This window comes from Tunturiibacter gelidiferens (assembly GCF_013410115.1).
GTDB classification, from domain to species: Bacteria; Acidobacteriota; Terriglobia; order Terriglobales; family Acidobacteriaceae; genus Edaphobacter; species Edaphobacter gelidiferens.
In genome coordinates this window covers 351,187-370,952 of record NZ_JACCCV010000002.1, presented here as the reverse complement: position 1 = coordinate 370,952, position 19,766 = coordinate 351,187, and the positions used below count along the sequence as shown (strand labels likewise).

Sequence of the window (19,766 nt, the reverse complement as noted above, 5' to 3'; positions counted from 1 at the left end):
CACCACCTGACAGGAGGATACCCATGCACCAGCTGACCGAAAAACAGAAGAAGATCGCTTTGATCGTAGGCGCGGTACTGCTCGCCATCCACTTCGCTCCAGGCTTCATCAACAACCTGCGTCACGCTGCCCCCGCCCCCGCCGTGGTTCAAAAGCAATCAGCGGCGCATGTTGCGCCAGCTCCGCCCCCTCCCCCTCCATCACCGGAGATCGTGGCGGCGGCCAAGTACGGCGGTATATGGGCAGGCAGCGAATTGATGCCTGACCAGAACCGTTGCAGCATCCGCATTGAAATTCGCCTCAGCGACGATACTAAGAGGCTGAAGGGCTATGAGTCGAAGACCTGCATCCCGACGCAGCCATTTGCCGGAGGCAAAGGCATTCACGGCCAGAGCGTCGCCGATGTTATGCGGGAGACCGCTCCCGTGTCCGCCGTCATGACCGGAGCGCCCGTTGAGGGAGGTATTAGGTTCACCGTCGATTCACTCATCGGGACGCCGTATGACGGCTACAGCCTTATCGGCATGACGATCACTGACTTTGGCCAGGGACAAGTGCAGGCGCAGTGGCAAAGCCAGCGTTCGCCCCAGGCCCCCTGCCCGGATAACCGGATGCTGCTCAAGAAAGCACGGGGGTGACCTATGGACGAGAGACAGAGAACACCTGAAGGCTTCGTGTCCGCCGCTATTGCGGCGGACTTCCTCGGCATCAACCGCCGGATGCTCTTGGACCTCGCCCGTCGAGGCATCGGCGGTGCTTACGCCATCACCGGCGAACGCCGGAAGCGATGGATCTTCCGTCTTTCAGAACTAGGCATAGCGATTGATCACCGGCATCCCCGCCCCTTTTCGAGTAGTTCGAGGTATGATCCCGATCAGGGTAGCCCTCGCTGAAAGGCTGATATGGCTTATCAAGAGGGCAGTATTCGCAAAGTGAAGCGGCTTGCCGGAGATACCTGGATGCTACGGTTTCGGACTGATGCGCCTGACGGGACACGCAAGGAGCGCACGCTCCCCATAGGGCTTGTGTCCCTCTTCCCAAAGCAGCGGGATGCCAGGCGCGAAGCGCAAAGACTCGGACTTCTCACGAAGATCAACACCGAGGCCGAGATCGGACGCATCCGGTTTGATTCTCTCGCCAGCTTCTATCTGGAGGTGGACTTCAGCGCCGACGCCGTGCGCCCCAAGTCCGCCAACACCATCCCCATCGTGAAGCATTACGTGATGGATTACCTCGTGCCCCGCTGGGGGAACGATATTGCGGAAGACATCAAGCCCTTCGATATCCAGAAGTGGCTTCTGTCCCTGCACAAGGACAACGGGCTTGCCTGGACGACCGTCTCGAAGATCCGGGGCATTATGCACCGGACGTATAAAGTCGGCATCCTGCACGAACGCGTTTCGAAGAATCCGCTGTTGCCGGTCGAGACCCGCTCAAAGTCCAATTACCGGGCTATCGTCATCACCCCGGCGCAGACGCTCGCCATTCTGGAGAAGCTGATCAACCCCCTGCACTACGCACTGACGCTCACCTGTGCCGCTACGGCCCTGCGAGCTTCTGAAATCCTCGCACTTCGCTGGGATGACGTGCTGTGGATTGAGGGACGGATACGCATTTCCAAACGGTGGGCCAAAGGCGCGGACGGTGAAACGAAGACCGAGGCATCAGACGGCTATGTTCCGATGCACCCCCTGCTCTCTCAGCACCTGCACGACTGGCACCGGCTGTCGCCTCACGCCAAGGGGAAAGATTTTGTGTTTCCGTCCCTGACCGCCGAGGGCAAGGTGCCGCTCAATGCCTGTTCGTTTGTGAAGGACCACCTGAGAGTTGCCGCAAAGGCGTCAGGGGTCCAGATCGCGGACGGGCAGCGTTTCGGCCTCCATAACCTGCGTCATAGTCTCAGCAACTGGCTGGTGAACAAGGGCAAGGTGGAACCGAAGACGGTGCAGGGCCTGCTGCGTCACTCAAAGATACAGACGACGCTCGATCTGTACACGCAGGAGGACAGCGATGAGACACGGGCGGCGCAAGGCGCGTTTCTGAATGCAGTGGGATTGCAGGATCGGGCGATCCAATGACGTGTGGATCGGATTGTGGATTGTCACTTTAGGTCCCATACGAAGCTAAGTTCTTTGCTTTGTATGGCGGGGACGACGGGGCTCGAACCCGCGACCTCTGCCGTGACAGGGCAGCGCTCTAACCAACTGAGCTACGTCCCCAAAATTTCGTCTTCGCTAGCGATTATATCTCACTCAGAACAGGCTGATTCAAACTACACCAAAATCCTGATTCGCTGTCTCTTGAGCTCGGTTACGATCCCTTACGGAGACCCGCCTGTCCAACCCGACGACAGATGTAAGTCTATCAGATCAAGGGACACTTGGGTGTCCTCCCGTCCTTCCGTTAGCGGGCATTTTTATAGATGAGCTCGAGCAACTCATCGTACATGGTCTGCCTCTCCTCTACCGACCCGCTGCGAATTGCCTGAGTCGCGCAGTGAGAGAGGTGATTCCGCATCAAGGCCCGAGCCACGGAACGAAGTGCCTCCTGCACGGAAGAGACCTGAGTAAGAATGTCGACGCAGTAGCGATCGTCCTCGACCATGCGCTGGAGGCCCCGGATCTGCCCTTCGAGACGCCGCAACCGACGCAGGTTGGAGGCCTTGATCTCGGGATCGACCCCAGTTGCCTTGCGTTCCGATTCGCGTACCTCGCAAGCGCAGGAATCCACCATCAAGTTCTTGTCTTGAGTAGTCGCTTTTTTTGTAGCCATATTTTTTCCTTATTCAAGCTTCAGCCTGCGCAATCGGAGGCTGTTTGTAACGACACTGAAAGAACTGAGCGCCATCGCGGCGCTGGCTATCACCGGGCTCAGCAGTAAACCAAACGCTGGATAAAGTACACCAGCCGCGACTGGAATTCCAATCACGTTATAGACGAAGGCCCAAAACAGATTCTGACGAATCACTCGCATCGTGCCACGCGAGAGGATGACAGCTGCGGCGACGCCGGTAAGGTCGCTTCGCATCAACGTTACATCTCCAGCTTCCATCGCGATGTCTGCCCCGCTGGCCATCGTGAGTCCGACATCAGCCTGTGCGAGCGCAGGAGCATCGTTGACTCCGTCTCCCACCATCGCGACCACGCGGTGTTCCGCCTGGAGGCGTTTGACGGCGTCCACCTTGCCAGCAGGGAGCACACCCGCAATCACTTTATCGACGCCGACCCGTCGTGCAATGGCATGAGCCGTGCGTTCGTTGTCGCCGGTTAGCATCACCACGCGTAGCCCATCGGCGCGCATTCTGCGCACAGCCTCGATGGAGCTCGGTTTGATCGTGTCTGCGACAGCGAGAACGGCAGCCAGTTTATTCTCGATCGCAATCCATAGCGGAGTCTTACCTTCCTCCGACATGCGCTCTGCGATTTCGTTCATCGCTTCAACGGTGACACCGTGTTTCTTCATCAAGGCAGGGTTGCCAATCAATACAGTCCCGCCATCGACGACTCCAACGACGCCAAGTCCGGGAAACGATTCAAACTCCTGCGCCCGAGGCAGATTCAAACCTCGCCCAGTGGCGTATTGAACGACAGCTTCAGCAAGAGGATGTTCACTAGCACGTTCCAGTGCGGCTGTAACACGCAGAACATGATCCTCGGCAAGACCCGTGCTCTGTATTCGCGCTGCATCGCTATCTCTTGTGGCGAGTACGAAATCAGTAACCACTGGACGGCCCGCTGTAATGGTTCCCGTCTTATCCAGCACGATAGTATCGATCTTCTCTAATCGCTGAAGAGCCTCTCCACCCTTGATGAGAATTCCGTAGTTGGCTCCGCGTCCCGTCGCAACCATCACGGCCGTCGGAACAGCCAGACCCATCGCGCAGGGGCAGGCAATCACCAGCACTGTGACGGCGGCCGCAAACGCCTGCATCACGCCGACGTACGGAGCGAACACCCGCCACGCTGCGAGAGTAACGATTGCAATCGCCAGCACCGTTGGAACAAACACGGCGCTGATGCGATCCGCGATGCGTTGAATCGGAGCACGAGATCCCTGAGCCTCACGCAGGAGCCGCACTATCTGCGCCAATGTACTGCCTGCTCCCACAGCGGTTGCCCGGTACTGGAGCGATCCACGCTGATTCAGCGTTCCCCCCATTACCCTGTCCCGAGACGTCTTCTCGATGGGCAACGACTCGCCGGTTAGCATCGACTCGTCCACGCTGCTCTTGCCCGAAATCACTTCGCCATCAGTAGGTATTCGCTCACCGGGCCGTACCAGAACGATATCGCCGTGCTGAATCAACTCTAGCGGCACGCTGCTCTCAGTACCACTTCGCAGAACAGTCGCAGTCTTCGGTTGAAGTTGCACAAGCTTTCGCAGAGCGCTGGCCGTCTGCCCCTTCGCCCTGCTCTCCAGCGCATTCCCAACCAGCACCAATCCGATGATCAGAGTTACGGCTTCAAAATAAACGTCGGGAGCGATGCCGCGTGATACAAAAAATCCAGGCGCGATGGTGCCGGCAGCCGAATAGAGATAGGCCGCTCCGGTGCCAAGTGCTACCAGCGTGTTCATGTCCGCTGTCTTGTGTAAAAGAGCAGACCAGGCCTTGGTGTAAAACCGTCGTCCTGCCCAGCACAGAATGAGCGTTGCAAGCGCAAAAAGGAACCACCGAATCGCGTCTGCATTGACCTCATACATCCAGGGAAGTGCGCTGCGCAACAGCGGATCAAGCACCCGCATGTTCCAGCTCATCAGCGGATCTTTCATTCGCTCCATTCCGGCCGCGCTGTTGATCGTCATCAGCGGCATGGACAAAACCATGGCTACTCCGCCGGCGATCAGGCTGACCACGGCCTTCTGTCGCAGCTGCCGATACTCTCTCAACTGCGCCTCGTCGTGATCCTCCTGTTCCTCAAGGGCGGACTGGTGTTCCAAAGGGAGCTCCGCGCCGTAGCCTGTGCTTCGAATCGCATCTACCAGCGCGGGGGTCGAAGTAGCACCTGGGTCGAACGTCACCGTGGCGTTGTGCAGCATCAGGTTGACCGTCGCATCCTGCACCCCAGCCTGACTGGCAAGCTCCCGCTGAAGAAAGGACTGACACGCCGCGCAGGTCATCCCCGAGACGGGAATCGTGACACGCTCCACCGAGGCTGAGGCTAAAGCTGCGGCGGCGTTGGCGTCAGTTCCGTCTTTAATCTTCAAACTACCGGACATGGTTTCTCCCAGAGTTACTTTTCACTGCGTACCGTGAAGCCGATCTCGTTGACCGCATCGGCGATCTTCTCCAACGTTGCCCGTTCCGGATCGAACGTCATCCTGGCCGATCCCACCTCTACCAAATTCACCTCAACCCCGTCGACCTTTCCGAGGGCATCGGTAACCCTGCGAACACAAGCTCCGCAGTGCATTCCTTCAATCGACAATCCAAGCGCCTCCTTCATGACACTCCTCCTCTCTGTGAGTAGATGCATATACCCCCAGGGGGTATTCACAAATATAGTTTATGCTCGAAGTGAAAATCGGAGTGCAGGCAGCTACACATTGCATCCTGCACGTCGCTCCCATACACTGTGTTAGGTTCTAAAGAACTTCAACGGGCGGTTAGCTCAGTTGGTTAGAGCGCCTGCCTTACAAGCAGGATGTCGGGGGTTCGAGTCCCTCACTGCCCACCATGATTCCAAATAACTTAGTAGATCTCCTAAAACACTTAGGTTCTACACGAGTTCAATAAAAGAAACGAAGAAAGCCTCCCGAACAGTCTGGGAGGCTTTTGAATTCGCGGAGAGGCGTCTGTTATAGTCCGACACAGAGCCAGTCAAAGTGATCTCTGTGCTCATATTAGACAGCCTGGTGAACGCGTTGCTGCCATGTCAAACCCGGAATGCTACAGAATCGAACGCCAGTATGAAGAAGCCACGAGAACACGTTTAGCGGCGGAGAATGATTTAGAGAGTTCATCTCCAAACGCATCCCCGTTTATCGTGCGCAGAGCAAGACTTCAGACCGCGGAGCGTGAACAAGATGTAGCGGCAGAGATTCTTAGAGAGCATCGTCGCAGTTGCCCAGTCTGCAAAGCCAAGGGCATGCCGGACTAAGCCTGGAGCGACTTGTAACCCGCTTTGATACATGTTGAAAGTTTTGGGACGTCAGGAACTTCGCAGGTTCTCGATCATGGCGAGCACATCTGCTGCGTCCACCACGAAGCGTGAGGTGCCGTCAAGTGAGTCTGCATCCTCTAGCACCCAGCGACGCTCATGTTGCATCTTGCTGGCTTCGCTCCGCCGCAGAGAACCATGAAAATGGCTTGCACCGGTCGCGCGAGCCAGAGCCCTTGCGTCCTTGATGCGCAGACCCCCGCCGACAGCGACATCAATTCTTCCGTCAGCGAGTTTTACCAGTCGTGCCAGTTTGTCCGCTCCCGACAGTACATCAGGTTCGCCACCGGAGGTAAGAACACGTCCGCAACCAGTGGCAATCACATCTTCGAGAGCCTGCTCCAGCGAGGTGGTGTAATCGAAGGCGCGATGAAAGGTGATCTCAAGCGGAGCCGCCAATTCCACTAGCTCGCGGGTGCGTTCGGAGTCTACTGTGCCGTCGGCGCGGAGTATGCCGAGCACAAAGCCGCTGGCTCCGAGTCCGCGCGCGTGAAGCAGGTCCTCCCGCATGACGGCGAACTCATCGTCCGTGTAGTGGAAGTCGCCACTTCGAGGCCGCAACAGGACATGAACAGGGATACCACTGCGAAGAACCGCTGCGTGCGTTAGAGCGTGACTCGGCGTTAGACCGCCTTCGCTGAGGGCGGTGCAAAGTTCAATGCGATCGGCGCCCCCTTCGCGCGCGGCGAGGCAGGCCTGAAGAGTCTCTGCACAGAGTTCGAACGTAATCTTGCGCATCAAATCACACGAACCACAAGAGCTTTCCAATGCTTGAAAATAGTCAACGTGCCAAGCCCCGCAGTGATGGATTCCACGAGTGGCCCTTACCTATATACAGTAAAAATTCAATTAATGAAAACAATGGCTTCAAATAATCATTATTCTGAGAATATCAGAGGCGAAACTTCGGTATTCGGTGCCGGCCGATATTCTTTTCAGTTCAACCTGCGATTGGGAGCTGTCCGCTCCGCGCCCGCCAGAGCGCGCCAAGTATGGGATCGACGGTGCCGGGCAGCACCTTCAGGGAAGCGTGCTCGCGTCGCAGAGCCTGAACAATTCCGTCGCGGATCGGTGCGACATGTTCGAGAATGCTGCCCGTGAACGCAAGGTCTGGGACCCAGTCCGGACGGCTGTCGGATGCGTCGCGTCGCAGCCGCTCGATGACGAGATGCGCAAGGTGGGCCAGCTCTTCTGCTTCACGCTGAAGAACGTTCTGCGCCACAGCGTCTCCCTCCGCCGCGCACTTCACTACCAGAGGAGCGAGGCGTGTAAAGTCGGGGGCAGGGATCTGGTTGGCGTAGCCGATAAGCGAGTCGAGATCGGAGAGCTGCCACAACTCAAGAATCGCTGGCAGCAGAGTGGTTCTACGATCTTCGTCGATAGCAAAAAAGGTATCACGCAGCGCCTGATGTCCGATTCTGCTTCCTGAGCCCTGATCGGCCAGGGCAGGCCCCCACCCTCCGGCGGTAGTCAGATCACCACCAACGGTGCGTCCAGCGACGTTCGACCCGGTCCCGGCCATCACCAGCACGCCGGGTCCACCGAAGAAAGCAGCATCGAGCGCGATCTCCACATCCCCAACAAGGATAAGCGAGCCGCCGACGCGTTCGCCAAAGGTTTCGCGTATCCAGTCGGTGACCAGCGCAACAGTGATGCCCGCCGCACCGACACAGCTTCGGGTGATGGACGTCATCGACACACCGGTTAACGCGGTCAGCTCGGCAAGTGCCTTATCGAGATTCTGCGTCGCAGTGCTCGCGTCGGTGCGCATACGTTTGATGGTGCCCCCGCGGACTCTCGCGAGTTCGTGGGTGTCATCCGCCAATACATACTCAGTCTTTGTGCCGCCTACATCTAGTGCGAGATAAAACGCCAAGCGTGTTCCTCTTTTTTCTGTAACTTCGAAAATAGCAGCAACGAAGACAGGATTTATATTTCTGATCGAAACGGTGTTGCCATAGTATGTGCGGCAACCCTCTGTTCGCTTTAGCGTGCCGATGGAACACGATTATCAAGACATCGCCGGTATTTTGGAACACTATTTACATGTGGAAGGGCAGAGCCGAAGCCCTGCCCCTGTGATGCTGATGCTAAGGTTGGTCGATGATCGAGGGCTGTCTAAAACCGATAGTTCGCGGAGAACTGCAGCCGGCGCTCCGTGGAACGAATGGCCTGCTGGATTCCATTAGCGGTTCCCTGGTTTGATATATTCCCGAAGTTGTTGTCGCCGATATTGGTGTCAGGGTTGCCATAGCTGGCGATGTTGAAGGCGTTGAAGGCATCGAACCGGAAGCCCAGAGTCTGCTCCCGCACGATGGCGAAGTCCTTGAAAGCCGACATATCGACGTTCAGATAACGTGGACTGCGCGTGTTTCCATTTCTCGCATTGCCAAAGGTGTTGGAAGCAGGTACTCCGAACGCGCACAGACCGTTGTCAACGCCGGGAATGGTACAGGGACTAGCCGAAGGATCGGTGCCGTACCAGTGATCGATATTGCGGTTTACGATCTTCAGAGCACGATACTGATTGGGCCGCGAATTGCCGAAGCTGTTGGAGTTGTTCCCGGGGCCAAGGATCGTCTCGGGAAATCCGCTGTAGACAACGGCGGCGGTCGAAACCTTCCAGCCGCCAATGGCCTCATCCACCACCCGGTTGACCCCCGAAAGATACTGCTTGCCGTGGCCAAACGGCAGGGAATAGACGCCCGTGCCACTGAAGTTGTGACGCACATCGTAAGCCGCCGGACCCCAATCCGCAGCGCTGTCGTAGTAGTTCTGGAAAGCACCTTGGCCCCCAGCGGTGGCGCCGGAGGTATTGACTGAATAGTTGCCCGCGCTATTGGTCAAGGCCTTCCCATAGGTATAGTTCACGGTGAACTCCAACCCATGATTGGTGCGCTGACGGAGAATAGTCTGAAGGGCCTGGTAGTTCGACGCTGCACGCGACTCTGTGATCAGCAGGCTACCGGAGCCGATGCTGACCGTCGGATCGATCGCGTTAATGCCGATGAACTGGTTATTGAAGTAAGGCGCAGAGGTGGGATCTCCGTTCACCCGCCACTGGTTGAGGTTGCCGTAGTCTTCGATATGCTGTCCTATTTCGCCGACATAACCAACCTGCAGCGATAAGGAGCGTGTCACCGCATACTCTGTGGTGAGGTTGAACTCCTGCACATAAGCCGGCTGAATATTCTGCGGATACACGTTGAAGGTTCCACCGCCGGTGATTGTGCTGCCGCTGAAGCCCTGCTCCGCAGTACGCGGGGCTCCCGGATTGCCAGGCGTCGGCGTCACGACGTTGACATTGACAGCCTGAATGAAGGGAGTGATCGAGGTCAGACGCTGATTGGACGAGTTGCCCTCAAAGAAGCTCGTAGCACCATAACCACCACGAATCACGAAGCGATCCGTTGCCTGATAAGCAAAGCCGAGACGTGGCGTGAACTGGCGGTAGTTGGCGTCATAGCACGCACGATTGCTGCACAGGCCAGAGCCAACAGGCGCACCGACGGGAATCTTGCTGGCATAGATCACCTGACCCGTAGCGATATCGATGTTGCCTGTCTTGTTGTTGGATTCAATCCAGGGCTGGTCGTATTCGTAGCGCACGCCAGCGTTCAAAGTCAGACGTGACGTCGCCTTGTAGTCATCGCCGAAGAATCCAGCTACGCGCCATTGCCGCTGTCCGACATTGACGCTCGACAGCGTGGCAGCTGCTGAACTCACCCGGTCAAGCACGAAGTCCGCACCACCGTATCCAACCGCGTTCGACAAGGAGGGATTGCTCGAAAAAGCGCCAGTGTAATTCAGCGATCCAAGGAAGCCGTTGTTATTGCTGGTGGGATAGTTGTTCTGGTAGCGAAGCGCCTGGACACCCATGCTGAACGTACTCTTGCCGTGCTGCCATGTCAGGTTATCGATATAGCTGTAGGTGTTGTCCGTCAGGCTGCCGTTGTTCTGTGCGCTGTTACCGATACTGCTCAAGCCACCGCTGATGCCCTGAGACGTAAAACCCTGATAGGCCTGATTGGGAAAGGTGATGCCGACGATTGTATTGCCATTGGTCCCGAACACTCCCGTCTGATCGACCGGCAGTCCTTGATTCCAATTGATGCGCGTATATCCGATGCGCGCAGAGTTCACAATCGACGGCGAAAAGATGTGGGTCCAGGTAAGTCCGCCAAGCTGCGATGGGAAGGTGCTTCCGTTTGGAAACGAGACGGGCAGAACCGAGGTTGCGCCATCGTAAGCATCCGACTTCGCATAAAACCCGCTGATTTTATCCGCCGCATTCGGCGTGTACTCGATCTTGATATCTCCCTGGTTGTTGGCTCTGTACGTTCGCTGCGGGCCTTGCAGGTCGTTGGCCGCGATTCCGTCTGTTGGTGTCGCATTCGGCAACGGGTACAGTTCTGGATGAGCGAAGAGATACTTCGCAACTGGGTTGTTGATCGGAACGCCTTTATTCCCGGCATACGGTGCAAAGCCGTTCAGCGGATCGTACAGTTGAATCGGATTGGAGCCGTTGAGGAGCGCCGAAAAGTCTCCATTGCGCATCGCCTGAGTAAAGACGTTCGCCGTGGCGGTTCCTCCATGGTGGAAACGCGAACCCAGATAGTCGACGAAGAAGAACAGTTTGTCGCGCTTGATTGGACCGCCAAACGTGCCCCCGAACTGAGACTGAGAGAAGGGATTGATCGGGACAATGGGAGTTGAGTGCTTATTGGTCCAGGAGTTCGCATTGAGCTTATAGTCCTGCAGATAGCCATATACCGACCCGTGGAATTGATTGGTCCCGCTCTTGAGAACGCTGACAACGCCGGCACCATTGACATTCCCATAGTCTGCCGGAGAGTTCGCCGTCAGCACCTTAATCTCCTGCAGAGCTTCAGGGGCCGGGCTGTACGCGATCAGGTTGTTAAACGTCTCGTTCAGATCGATTCCGTCGAGCGTGTAGTTGTTCGCCTGGGCGCGGTTGCCATTCAGGTTGATCGAGTCGGTATATTGTGTGCTCCGCTCGATACTCGTCGTGCCCGATGTCCCTACCGTGCTCACCGAGCCCGGAATGTAAAGCGTCAAAGCAGAGAAGTCCAGACCATTCAAAGGAAAATTCTGAATCGTATTGGTCGTAAATGTGCCGCTCAAAGTGGCGTCACTGGTATTCAAAATCGGCGCCGCCTCGGACACGTTCACAACCTCCGCAGAGGATCCGATCGAAAGTTTCACATTGAATGTGGTGGTCTGCAGTACCTCGAGTTGAAATGCGGGGATCGTCTCTTTGTCGAACCCTTTCGCATCCACAGTCACCTCGTACTGGCCGATGGGCAGAAACTGAATTCGATACAGTCCAGCCGAGTTCGTTGTCACACTCGAGTCCACACCCGTGTCTGTGTTGTGCGCGAGTACGCTCGCACCGGCGACGACTGCGCCACTCGGGTCCGTAACTATTCCGGTGATGGTGCCGGTGACGGTCTGCGCGAGCAGAGCCTGTGTACAGAACAGTGCTGCTATCGCAATCACGATCCCGGAGATACGTTTGAGAAACTTCATCTTCTGCGCTGCCTTGATCATTTGAACGACTCCAGGGTGCCGGTGGGACATGGGAAGATCCGCGTCGCGTACAACGGCTGAACATGCCGAATACCCGCTGGTTGCGGTTATGAAAAAATCAAATTGTTGGTAGAGCATAGAAATCTATGTAAACATTTGTCAACATAACTTTTCATAATTCTGAAGAAAACGAGCCCATATACTCAAAAAAGAACCGCCGGTCTGACCAAAAGTTAGCGGTTCGCACATTTAAGCGTGGTTAGAATGGACGAGACATGGCCCAGAAGACTCAGGATCGCGCGAACCAAATACTCCATCTCCTGCTACAGAAAGGCCAGAGCTGCGTTGAGGATCTGGCAGTTACGATCGACGCCTCGCCGGCCAGCGTCCGGCGGGACCTCATCAAACTCGCCCAGCGCGGTCTCGTAAACCGCACCCACGGCAGCGTCGAACTGGCCGGAAAGATGACCTACGAGCCCTTCCGGTTCGATGCCGCCTTTCCATTGCGCGAAGAGCGTTTCTCCAACGAGAAGCGTCGCATCGCCATCGCCGCGGCCGAGATGGTCAACGAGGGCGACACCATCGCGCTCTCGCCCGGCACCACCACCACCCAGGTAGCCCGCAGCCTCCGGCATCGCGAGGGCATCCACATCGTCACCAACGCGGTCAATATCGGGATGGAGTTCTCCAGTCTCCCGAACGCTCGTGTCACCCTCACCGGCGGCTCCATTCGCTGGCCCGGAGCATTCTCGATGGTCGGCGCAACCGCCTTCGACTCGCTGCAGCGGCTCTTCTTCGACAAGGTCTTCATGGGAGCCTGCGGAATTCACCCCGACCACGGCCTTACTGTCATCGAATCCGACGAAGCGCTGGTTCTCGGAGAGATGGTCAAGCACGCCCGGCAGGTCATTGCTGTCGCGGATGCAAGCAAACTCGGCATCTTCACCTCGGTCAAAGTCTGCGCCACCAGCGATCTCCATACCATCATCACCGACGATAGCGTCGACCCCGAGCTGGTCGAGGCCTTTCAGCGGAAGCAGGTCCGGGTGATCATCGTCTAGCGCGAACCCAGTCAGATGCCACAAAAATTGCGGTTGCGCCTCGGCCAACTCGTGAGAGTATGAGGCTATGCGTACAGTCTGGGCCCTCTTGCCGTTTTTTCTCGCACCAGTGTCTGTGACGCTGGAGGCTCAGAGCATGCCCTCGGTCGTCCCTCCCCGGCTGATCAGCATGCCAGCTCCGGATTGCAGGGCAGGGAAGGCCTGCCACCACACTCACGGCCAGGTGCGGTTGATCGTCGATGTCCTCGAGGACGGCAAAGTGGGCGACATCAGGGTAGAACTCGGCGACTCCACTTTGGCCGAGGCCGCCACCGCGGCTGTTCAACAGGCGGAATTCGCAGCAGGGTACTACCTCGGCAAGCCTCAAAGTATGGATGTCGTCCTGAACTTCAAGTTCTAGCACCGACCGAGGGCTGTTTGATTGCGAGGCCGACACTCTTCTGCCGGGAAAAAAACTGGCAGATTCAGATCTTTTGTTCACCGGTCAACATCCAAAGAATGCAACCCCGGGAGTATCATAGTAAAGTGCCGAAATATTCAATCGTCGTCCCCTTCCATAACGAGGAAGAGAATGTCACAACACTCTACGACCGCCTGAAGGCTGTCATGGAGCACGTCAACGACACCTTCGAGCTGGTCTTCGTCGACGATGGCTCACGCGACCGCACCTACCGGCTGCTGGAGGAGATCGCTGCCGTAGACAGCCGTGTCCTGGTTATCAAGCTCCGCCGCAACTTCGGTCAGACCTCCGCTCTCGCAGCCGGCTTCGATCACGCCCAGGGAGACTTCATCCTCGCCATGGACGGCGACCTTCAGCACGATCCCGAAGAGATTCCCGGCTTTCTGGCCAAGCTCGAAGAAGGTTACGACGTCGTGAGTGGCTGGCGCTCCCAGCGCGGCGACAACTTCATCCTGCGTCGTATCCCCTCTCGTGCCGCGAACTGGCTCATGGCCGCACTCAGCGGCGTGGACATCCACGACTTCGGCACCACCTTCAAGGCCTACCGCCGCGAGGTCATCCAGAACATCCCACTCTACGGCGAGATGCATCGCTTCATCCCTGCCCTCGCCTCCTGGTATGGGGCAAGCATCTGCGAGATTCCCATCTCTAACCCGGCCCGCGAGTTTGGCGAGAGCCACTACGGCATCTCGCGCACCTTCCGCGTCTTCTTCGACCTCCTCACCATCCGCTTCCTGCTCCGCTACATGACGCGTCCGCTTCACTTCTTCGGCACCATCGGAGCATTCGGGATGGTGGCCGGCTTCGGCATGGCCGCCTGGCTTCTCATTCTCAAGATCGTTACCGGCCAGCACATCATGAGCCTCCACGGCCCGCTCTTCGTCATCGCCGGCGTGCTCATCCTCGCCGGAATCCAGATGATGGGCATTGGTCTGCTCGGAGAGCTTCAGGTAAGGCACTTTCATACCGCCGCTCACCGCGCACCCTATGCGGTAGACCGCATCCTCCGCCTGCGCTCCGAGGAAAGCCTCATTCAGTAGCCCAATAGGTTGGTCCCGGGCTAGTTCTTCGGGGCCAGCGCCTCGTTATCCTTCTCTCTTCTCATCTCTTCCTGCGCCTCCCTGGTCGAGTCCTTGAACGCCGTAGCATCCAGCTCCTTCGCGAGTTTGTCCTGCTCAACCATTGGATCGGTTAGCGTCTCCAGATATCCCTCAAACTCCTGAACACACTTCCATTGTTCGGTCGGCTGTTGGTTTCCTTTAAACTCTTTCCTCAGCACATCCTCAAGGAACAGCGCATCGTCCAGGTCGAAGGCGATCGAGGCGTACGACGTTCCACTCCTGAGCGCAAAGACGTCTTCATGCAATCCCGTCTGGCTCACGATCAAGCCATTGCGTGCATTTTCATAGGATTGCTTCCCACATGTGGCCTTAATTGTTGCCGAACCCTCAGCCGCTAAATGATTAGGCCCTAATGAGGTTTTCGGCTGAGTCACACTGGCGAGACCTGCCAGAACGACACCGCTCTGACGCCCCGAGTGACAACCAGCAACCAGTATCGGTATCCCGGCGAGGAACACTCCACGCCATATCCCAGCCCCTCTTCGACCCTGCATCCATTCAATCACTTCTGGCCCTCAACCTCTCCCGTGACTCTGCTCTTCGATCAAACTAAGAAATCATCGTTAATTCTATGCTCACACCCGTACCCGGTACATCACCCGTCGGATGCATATCACCTCAGTACCCAGCTCCCAACTGCTTTGCCAATTCCTTGCGAAATGCCTGTTCCCGCTCCATCACATAGGCCTTGTACCCCTCCGGATCCACAAATGGGTTGAGGTCGCCAGCCCTCTGTCTCGCGAACTTTTCCTCCATCCCAAAATAGCTCCCGTGCGCCCCCAGAAACACATCGCAAGGCAGCGACTTCAAGGTCCGAAACGTCAACTCATAGTCTTGCGCCATCGTCGGATAGACAGCGCTCTTCACCAGCCTGTATCCCGGATTTACATTCGGGCTGCCAACGATCACAACGTGATAAACCCTGCCGCCCTCACTCATCTTCATCGTCCAGGTCGTCCACCCCTTTGTGTGGCCCGGGGTTAGATGCGCAACCAGCACGACATCCCCCAGTCGAACCTCATCGCCGTCATGCAGCACACGATCAACCTTCGCCGCTGGATACCAGTTACTCGACCCCTTGCCATATTGAAAATCGGCCTTCCCGCCCGACTCCACCACCGGTACATCCCGATCCATCACCATGTACTTCGCGCCGGTCAACTCCTTCAACAGCTTGCTGCCCGCGCAGTGATCGCGATGAGCATGGCTGATCAGCAAAATCTTCACATCGCTGAACTTGAAACCAAGCGCTTCGACACTCTTCTTTATCTGTGCAACGCTGCTCTCCAAATTGCTGTTGATCAAGATATGTCCCTGCGACGTCGTGATCAGATAGGACGCCAGGTCCTTGCTTCCCACGTAATAAACGTTGCCGGCCACACGAAAAGGCGCATGGGGAGTGGTCCAATCAGGGTCATCCTGCGCAAACAGACCGCAGACAAATACGAAAGTCAACAAGAGGGAACGAAGTAGCATGGCAAAGCATAACCCTCCACACAACGGGCCGCCACCCATCGCACTTGCGGAGAATTAACCTTCCCGGTACATCGTCTTTCCACAAAAAAGCGTCCGTCGCAAGATGAACGCTCCACCCAAGTCACAAAAAAACTAAACCGCCGCCTCTGCCTTGCCGCGGATCACCTGAGCCCCAAACCGCTCCATCTCCTCCGCCTGCGGACTCGACTGCAGCAGCACCAGATCCACCCCCACCGCCGCAAACTCCTCCATCCGCTCCGACACCTGCTCCGGCGTTCCCACAAACCCGCATCGCAGCCCGCGATTCGAGACTGAGTAGTCCTTCAACGAGATCTCCGTCTGCAGATTCGACCCCGTTACCCACTGCTCATAGTTCGCATACCCGCGCGCCGACTGCTTCACATCCGTAATCCGCTCCACCTCGCGCAGGGCCTCAGCCTCCGAGTCCCGCACCACCGCATACCCCGCCACGCCAAACGTCATCGGCCCCAGCCCAAGCTTCTCCCGCCGCTCCCGCATATCGGCAATCTTCTTACCCACAGCCTCAGGCGCATCGCCATGCATCAGGTACGCATCGCACTTCGCCGCAATCAGGTTCTTCGCCGTCTCCGACTCGCCCCCCGCATACAGCGTAGGCCGAGGCTTGCTCACCGGCTTCGGCGAAAGCACATTCTCCCGCACATCGTAATAGTTGCCTTTGTAAGAAAACCCCTGCGTCTTCCAGCATCCATCCACCACATCGAGCCACTCCGACGTACGCGCATAGCGGTCATCATGCTCGTCGAAGTGAACTCCATACTTAGTCGCCTCATCCTTCCACCAGCTCGAAACCACATTCAGCGTCAACCGCCCATGCGACATCTGATCGATCGAAGCCGCCTGCTTCGCCAGCAGCGCAGGATTGTGAAACGTAGGCCGCACCGCCACCATCAGCTCCAGCCTCTCCGTTACCGCAGCCAGCGCCGCCGTCGTCGACCACGCATCGAGCGAAGGAGCATCCACACCCTTGATGTCATTCAAATTCAACTCTGCGATCAGCGTCAGATCATAGCCAATCGTCTCCGCCCTCTTCGCCAGGTCCCGCACGTACTCCCAGCTCGCAACCATCTTCTCGTCCTCGACGTTGCGCAGCCATCCCCCAAACACCGGCAACCAGAAGCCGTATCGCATCAGCGTGTCCCCGCCAGCTCTGTCACACCCGCTCGTCGCTCATTCACAAGCCGAGCCTCATCCTCCAGCCAAGCCGCCAGCTTCACAAACGGATCGAAGCCCACAACCTTCTGCCCATCGGCCACGAAGTTCGAAAGCGCATTGATGTCGTAGTACATCCTCAAGCCGTCGCGATCATCCACCATAAATTCCACGCCACCCAGCTCGATCCCCGCAGCAGCCATCAGCCGCTCCACCTCTTCAATTACCTCAGGCGGCGTATCGAAGGCCTCAACCGTCAACCCATTCTTTGGTGCATCTACCGGACAAGCCGCGCGATCCAACTCCACTCCCAGCGGTGTCTTACAGATATCCGCCGGACAAAGATCAAACGTCTCGCCGGTAATATGTATCTTGATCGCGTACAAATACTTCCCGTCCAACACCTCGACCCGAACGATGAACGACCCACGCGCCGGCACAAACTCCTGCACCAGCCCCGTCGCATCCATCCCCAGCGCCACGCCGCCCTCCATCGCGGAGGCCTCCGCGAGATGCTCCTTCGTATGAAACTTCACCACACCGCTTCCACTGCCGCCTATGTTCGGCTTCACCACAACAGGGAAACGCAACCCCTCCGCCGCAGCGCTCGCCTGCGAAGCCCGATGAATCACACGCGCCTTCGGATACCCAAGCCCCAGCGCCTCCAGCATCGAAAGCTGCGCCGCCTTCGACAACTCGCTCCGATAAGCCTTCACGCCATTCACCACCCGAACGCCGCGGCTCTCAAGATGCTCGAGAAATCCCAGCGTGTAAAAGATCTGATCCCCGTGCCCACGATTCCACGCCGAAGGGCTCATCTTATTCAGCACCACGGCATACTTCTCCTCCGGCCGATCCTCCGGCCCATAGCTATGCTCCACCGCATCCAGTTTCACGTAGTTCGCACCGCGACGATCCAGCTCCGCAAACAACGGCTTGAACCAGTTCGGCTGCTCATAATAAATCGCAATAGGCAAAGGCTGGCGGCTGGACATAATCTTCTTCAATCCCCTTCAAAGGTTCGACTCAAAACTCGCCCCACAGTTACAACCAGGGGACAGAAGGCGAAGCAACGCCTCGAATCTGATATCTCAAGTTTAGATGAAATCATCTGCTGGATCGCTTCGTAACTCTCTTCTTCTAATTGTTTTGTGGAATTATTGCTTTCTGCTTTTGAAGTTACGGGGTAGCTTCGACTTTGCTCGCGGTGACGATGGAACGTTTATCTCTCATAACCATTTCTTTCCCGTCGTTTCTGAACTCAACTGTAAAGTCTTGATAGGTCGAACCATCCGTCTTCTTCATAATTAGCTCAGTGTCATGTACTTCATAGCTGCCATTGAGTTTTGTGTGGGTAGCGTCACCTGCTTCCATTTCCCAAGCGCCGCCTTCGTGATAGGTAAACAACATAGTGCGTGGCTTGAACTGCACAGCGCCAGAGGTCTGCCTCTCTGGAGAATGGTGTATGACGTATAGTCCCATTGGCCTATCAACGTTGCCTTGTCTAATTGAGCCGCAGATACGACGTTTGCAATTGCAAATAAGAATGCGAAAGTGAAAAGGTTCCTCATTGTAAGTAATTCCATATCTCATTCCTCGATTCGACACCGTCTCTGGGGCCTCAGATTAGCCTACTTCAATCGCGCCCCGCGACTTTCAGATGTTGTACCCTGACAACCAGCCATGCAAGCCATCCAGATCCTCACCACCGGCTCCGCCGACGTCCTCACCCTCACCGACCTCCCCACGCCAACCCCCGGCCCCGGCGAAGCCCTCATCCGCATCGAAGCCTCCGGCGTCAACTTCATCGACACCTACTTCCGCGAGGGCCGCTACCCCGCCAAACTCCCCTACACCCTCGGCCAGGAGGCCGCCGGCACCATCGTCTCCGTTGCCCCCGACGTCACCGCCTTCAAAGCCGGCGACCGCGTAGCCTGGTGCCTCATCCCCGGCACCTACGCCCAGTTCGCCGTCGCTCCCGCCGCCCGCCTCGTTGCCATCCCGGAAGGCGTCACCACCCAGCAAGCCGCCGCTGCCATCCTCCAGGGCATGACCGCCCACTACCTCCTCCACTCCGCCTACCCCGTCCAGTCCGGCGACGAGATCCTCATCCATGCCGGAGCAGGCGGCACCGGCCTCCTCTTCATCCAGATGGCCAAAGCCCTCGGCGCCCGCGTCTTCACCACCGTCTCCAGCGAAGAAAAAGCCACCCTCGCCCGCGCCGCCGGAGCCGACGAGATCATCTTCTACACCAAAGAGGACTTCGCCGCGAAGGTTAAGCAACTCACCTCTGGCCGAGGCCTCCCCGTGGTCTACGACTCCGTCGGCAAATCCACCTTCGAGCAGTCTCTCCAGTGCCTTCGCCCCCGCGGCCTCGTCGTTCTCTTCGGTGGCGCCAGCGGAGCCGTCCCGCCCTTCGACCTCATCCGTCTCTCCACCATGGGCTCCCTCTACGTCACCCGCCCCACCCTCAAGGACTACATCGCCACCCGCGCCGAACTCGAACACCGCGCCAAAGAGGTCTTCGATGCAGTCGCCAACAACACCCTCAGGCTTCGCATCGAGCACGTCTACCCACTCGCCGACGCCGCGCAGGCCCATCGCGATCTCGAGTCCCGCAGAACCACCGGCAAGCTCCTCCTAATCCCATAAACTTCCGACCAAAGGGAGGACCACCAAGCTTTACTCGCCATAACAAGGTATACAAGTCACGAAGTGACCGCGCCACGCGCAGCGGGCCCGTCCGGCA

18 protein-coding genes and 2 tRNA genes are annotated in these 19,766 nt (G+C 57.4%); 8 read left to right on the top strand and 12 right to left on the bottom strand.

Going from position 1 to position 19,766, the window contains the following annotated elements; all coding sequences use genetic code 11:
- Window positions 1-23: 23 nt before the first annotated feature.
- Genes HDF12_RS13645 through HDF12_RS13635 form a run of 3 tightly spaced genes read left to right on the top strand, consistent with a single transcriptional unit; the run spans window position 24 to window position 2,078 of the window.
- Window positions 24-638, top strand: a complete 615-nt coding sequence (locus HDF12_RS13645) for a hypothetical protein (protein ID WP_179584220.1) — start codon at window positions 24-26, stop codon at window positions 636-638.
- Window positions 639-674: 36 nt separating this feature from the next.
- Window positions 675-893: a hypothetical protein gene (locus HDF12_RS13640; RefSeq protein ID WP_179584218.1), complete on the top strand. Its 219-nt coding sequence runs from the start codon at window positions 675-677 to the stop codon at window positions 891-893.
- Between the two features lie 9 nt (window positions 894-902).
- Complete coding sequence (locus tag HDF12_RS13635; protein WP_179584216.1) at window positions 903-2,078, top strand: tyrosine-type recombinase/integrase; 1,176 nt, start codon at window positions 903-905, stop codon at window positions 2,076-2,078.
- Window positions 2,079-2,142: 64 nt separating this feature from the next.
- Here the strand turns inward: HDF12_RS13635 and HDF12_RS13630 are convergent.
- The 4 genes from HDF12_RS13630 to HDF12_RS13615 form a co-directional block, all read right to left on the bottom strand.
- Window positions 2,143-2,219, bottom strand: a tRNA-Asp gene (locus HDF12_RS13630).
- Window positions 2,220-2,403: 184 nt separating this feature from the next.
- The gene (locus tag HDF12_RS13625; protein ID WP_179584214.1) at window positions 2,404-2,772 is read right to left on the bottom strand and encodes a metal-sensitive transcriptional regulator; all 369 of its coding nucleotides are present in this window, start codon (window positions 2,770-2,772) and stop codon (window positions 2,404-2,406) included.
- 9 nt (window positions 2,773-2,781) lie between these two features.
- A complete protein-coding gene (locus tag HDF12_RS13620) occupies window positions 2,782-5,217 on the bottom strand; it encodes a heavy metal translocating P-type ATPase (RefSeq protein ID WP_179584212.1) in 2,436 nt (811 codons plus the stop codon).
- Window positions 5,218-5,231: 14 nt separating this feature from the next.
- Window positions 5,232-5,444 carry a heavy-metal-associated domain-containing protein gene (locus HDF12_RS13615; RefSeq protein WP_179584210.1) on the bottom strand — a complete coding sequence of 71 codons (213 nt, stop codon included), beginning with the start codon at window positions 5,442-5,444 and terminating at the stop codon, window positions 5,232-5,234.
- A gap of 154 nt (window positions 5,445-5,598) precedes the next feature.
- On the opposite strand from HDF12_RS13615, the gene HDF12_RS13610 reads away from it, so the two are divergent.
- Window positions 5,599-5,675 (top strand) — tRNA-Val (locus HDF12_RS13610).
- Window positions 5,676-6,149: 474 nt separating this feature from the next.
- Here the strand turns inward: HDF12_RS13610 and HDF12_RS13605 are convergent.
- The 3 genes from HDF12_RS13605 to HDF12_RS13595 form a co-directional block, all read right to left on the bottom strand.
- A complete protein-coding gene (locus HDF12_RS13605; RefSeq protein ID WP_179584208.1) occupies window positions 6,150-6,896 on the bottom strand; it encodes a copper homeostasis protein CutC in 747 nt (248 codons plus the stop codon).
- Window positions 6,897-7,098: 202 nt separating this feature from the next.
- Complete coding sequence (locus HDF12_RS13600) at window positions 7,099-8,034, bottom strand: N-acetylglucosamine kinase (RefSeq protein WP_179584206.1); 936 nt, start codon at window positions 8,032-8,034, stop codon at window positions 7,099-7,101.
- Window positions 8,035-8,276: 242 nt separating this feature from the next.
- Window positions 8,277-11,729 carry a TonB-dependent receptor gene (locus tag HDF12_RS13595; RefSeq protein WP_179584204.1) on the bottom strand — a complete coding sequence of 1,151 codons (3,453 nt, stop codon included), beginning with the start codon at window positions 11,727-11,729 and terminating at the stop codon, window positions 8,277-8,279.
- Window positions 11,730-11,983: 254 nt separating this feature from the next.
- On the opposite strand from HDF12_RS13595, the gene HDF12_RS13590 reads away from it, so the two are divergent.
- From HDF12_RS13590 to HDF12_RS13580, 3 genes are all read left to right on the top strand, one after another.
- Complete coding sequence (locus HDF12_RS13590) at window positions 11,984-12,769, top strand: DeoR/GlpR family DNA-binding transcription regulator (RefSeq protein ID WP_179584202.1); 786 nt, start codon at window positions 11,984-11,986, stop codon at window positions 12,767-12,769.
- 67 nt (window positions 12,770-12,836) lie between these two features.
- Window positions 12,837-13,169, top strand: a complete 333-nt coding sequence (locus HDF12_RS13585; protein ID WP_179584200.1) for an energy transducer TonB — start codon at window positions 12,837-12,839, stop codon at window positions 13,167-13,169.
- Window positions 13,170-13,294: 125 nt separating this feature from the next.
- The gene (locus tag HDF12_RS13580; RefSeq protein ID WP_179584198.1) at window positions 13,295-14,269 is read left to right on the top strand and encodes a glycosyltransferase family 2 protein; all 975 of its coding nucleotides are present in this window, start codon (window positions 13,295-13,297) and stop codon (window positions 14,267-14,269) included.
- Between the two features lie 20 nt (window positions 14,270-14,289).
- Here HDF12_RS13580 and HDF12_RS13575 read toward each other — a convergent pair whose 3' ends face one another.
- The 5 genes from HDF12_RS13575 to HDF12_RS13555 all read right to left on the bottom strand — a co-directional run bounded on the left by HDF12_RS13575 (window position 14,290) and on the right by HDF12_RS13555 (window position 18,499).
- The gene (locus HDF12_RS13575; protein ID WP_179584196.1) at window positions 14,290-14,595 is read right to left on the bottom strand and encodes a hypothetical protein; all 306 of its coding nucleotides are present in this window, start codon (window positions 14,593-14,595) and stop codon (window positions 14,290-14,292) included.
- A 373-nt stretch (window positions 14,596-14,968) separates the two neighbouring features.
- Window positions 14,969-15,826 (bottom strand): subclass B3 metallo-beta-lactamase, encoded by an 858-nt coding sequence (bla, locus tag HDF12_RS13570; RefSeq protein WP_179584194.1) that lies wholly within the window; start codon window positions 15,824-15,826, stop codon window positions 14,969-14,971.
- Window positions 15,827-15,958: 132 nt separating this feature from the next.
- On the bottom strand, window positions 15,959-16,996 hold the full coding sequence (locus tag HDF12_RS13565; protein WP_179584192.1) for an LLM class flavin-dependent oxidoreductase: 1,038 nt from the start codon (window positions 16,994-16,996) through the stop codon (window positions 15,959-15,961).
- Complete coding sequence (locus HDF12_RS13560; RefSeq protein ID WP_179584190.1) at window positions 16,996-18,012, bottom strand: ATP-grasp domain-containing protein; 1,017 nt, start codon at window positions 18,010-18,012, stop codon at window positions 16,996-16,998. Before HDF12_RS13560 ends, HDF12_RS13565 begins: the two co-directional genes overlap by 1 nt.
- 184 nt (window positions 18,013-18,196) lie before the next feature.
- Window positions 18,197-18,499, bottom strand: coding sequence for a hypothetical protein (locus HDF12_RS13555; RefSeq protein WP_179584188.1), 303 nt, complete (start codon window positions 18,497-18,499; stop codon window positions 18,197-18,199).
- Window positions 18,500-18,700: 201 nt separating this feature from the next.
- On the opposite strand from HDF12_RS13555, the gene HDF12_RS13550 reads away from it, so the two are divergent.
- Complete coding sequence (locus tag HDF12_RS13550; RefSeq protein ID WP_179584186.1) at window positions 18,701-19,669, top strand: quinone oxidoreductase family protein; 969 nt, start codon at window positions 18,701-18,703, stop codon at window positions 19,667-19,669.
- The last annotated feature ends 97 nt before the right edge of the window (window positions 19,670-19,766 follow it).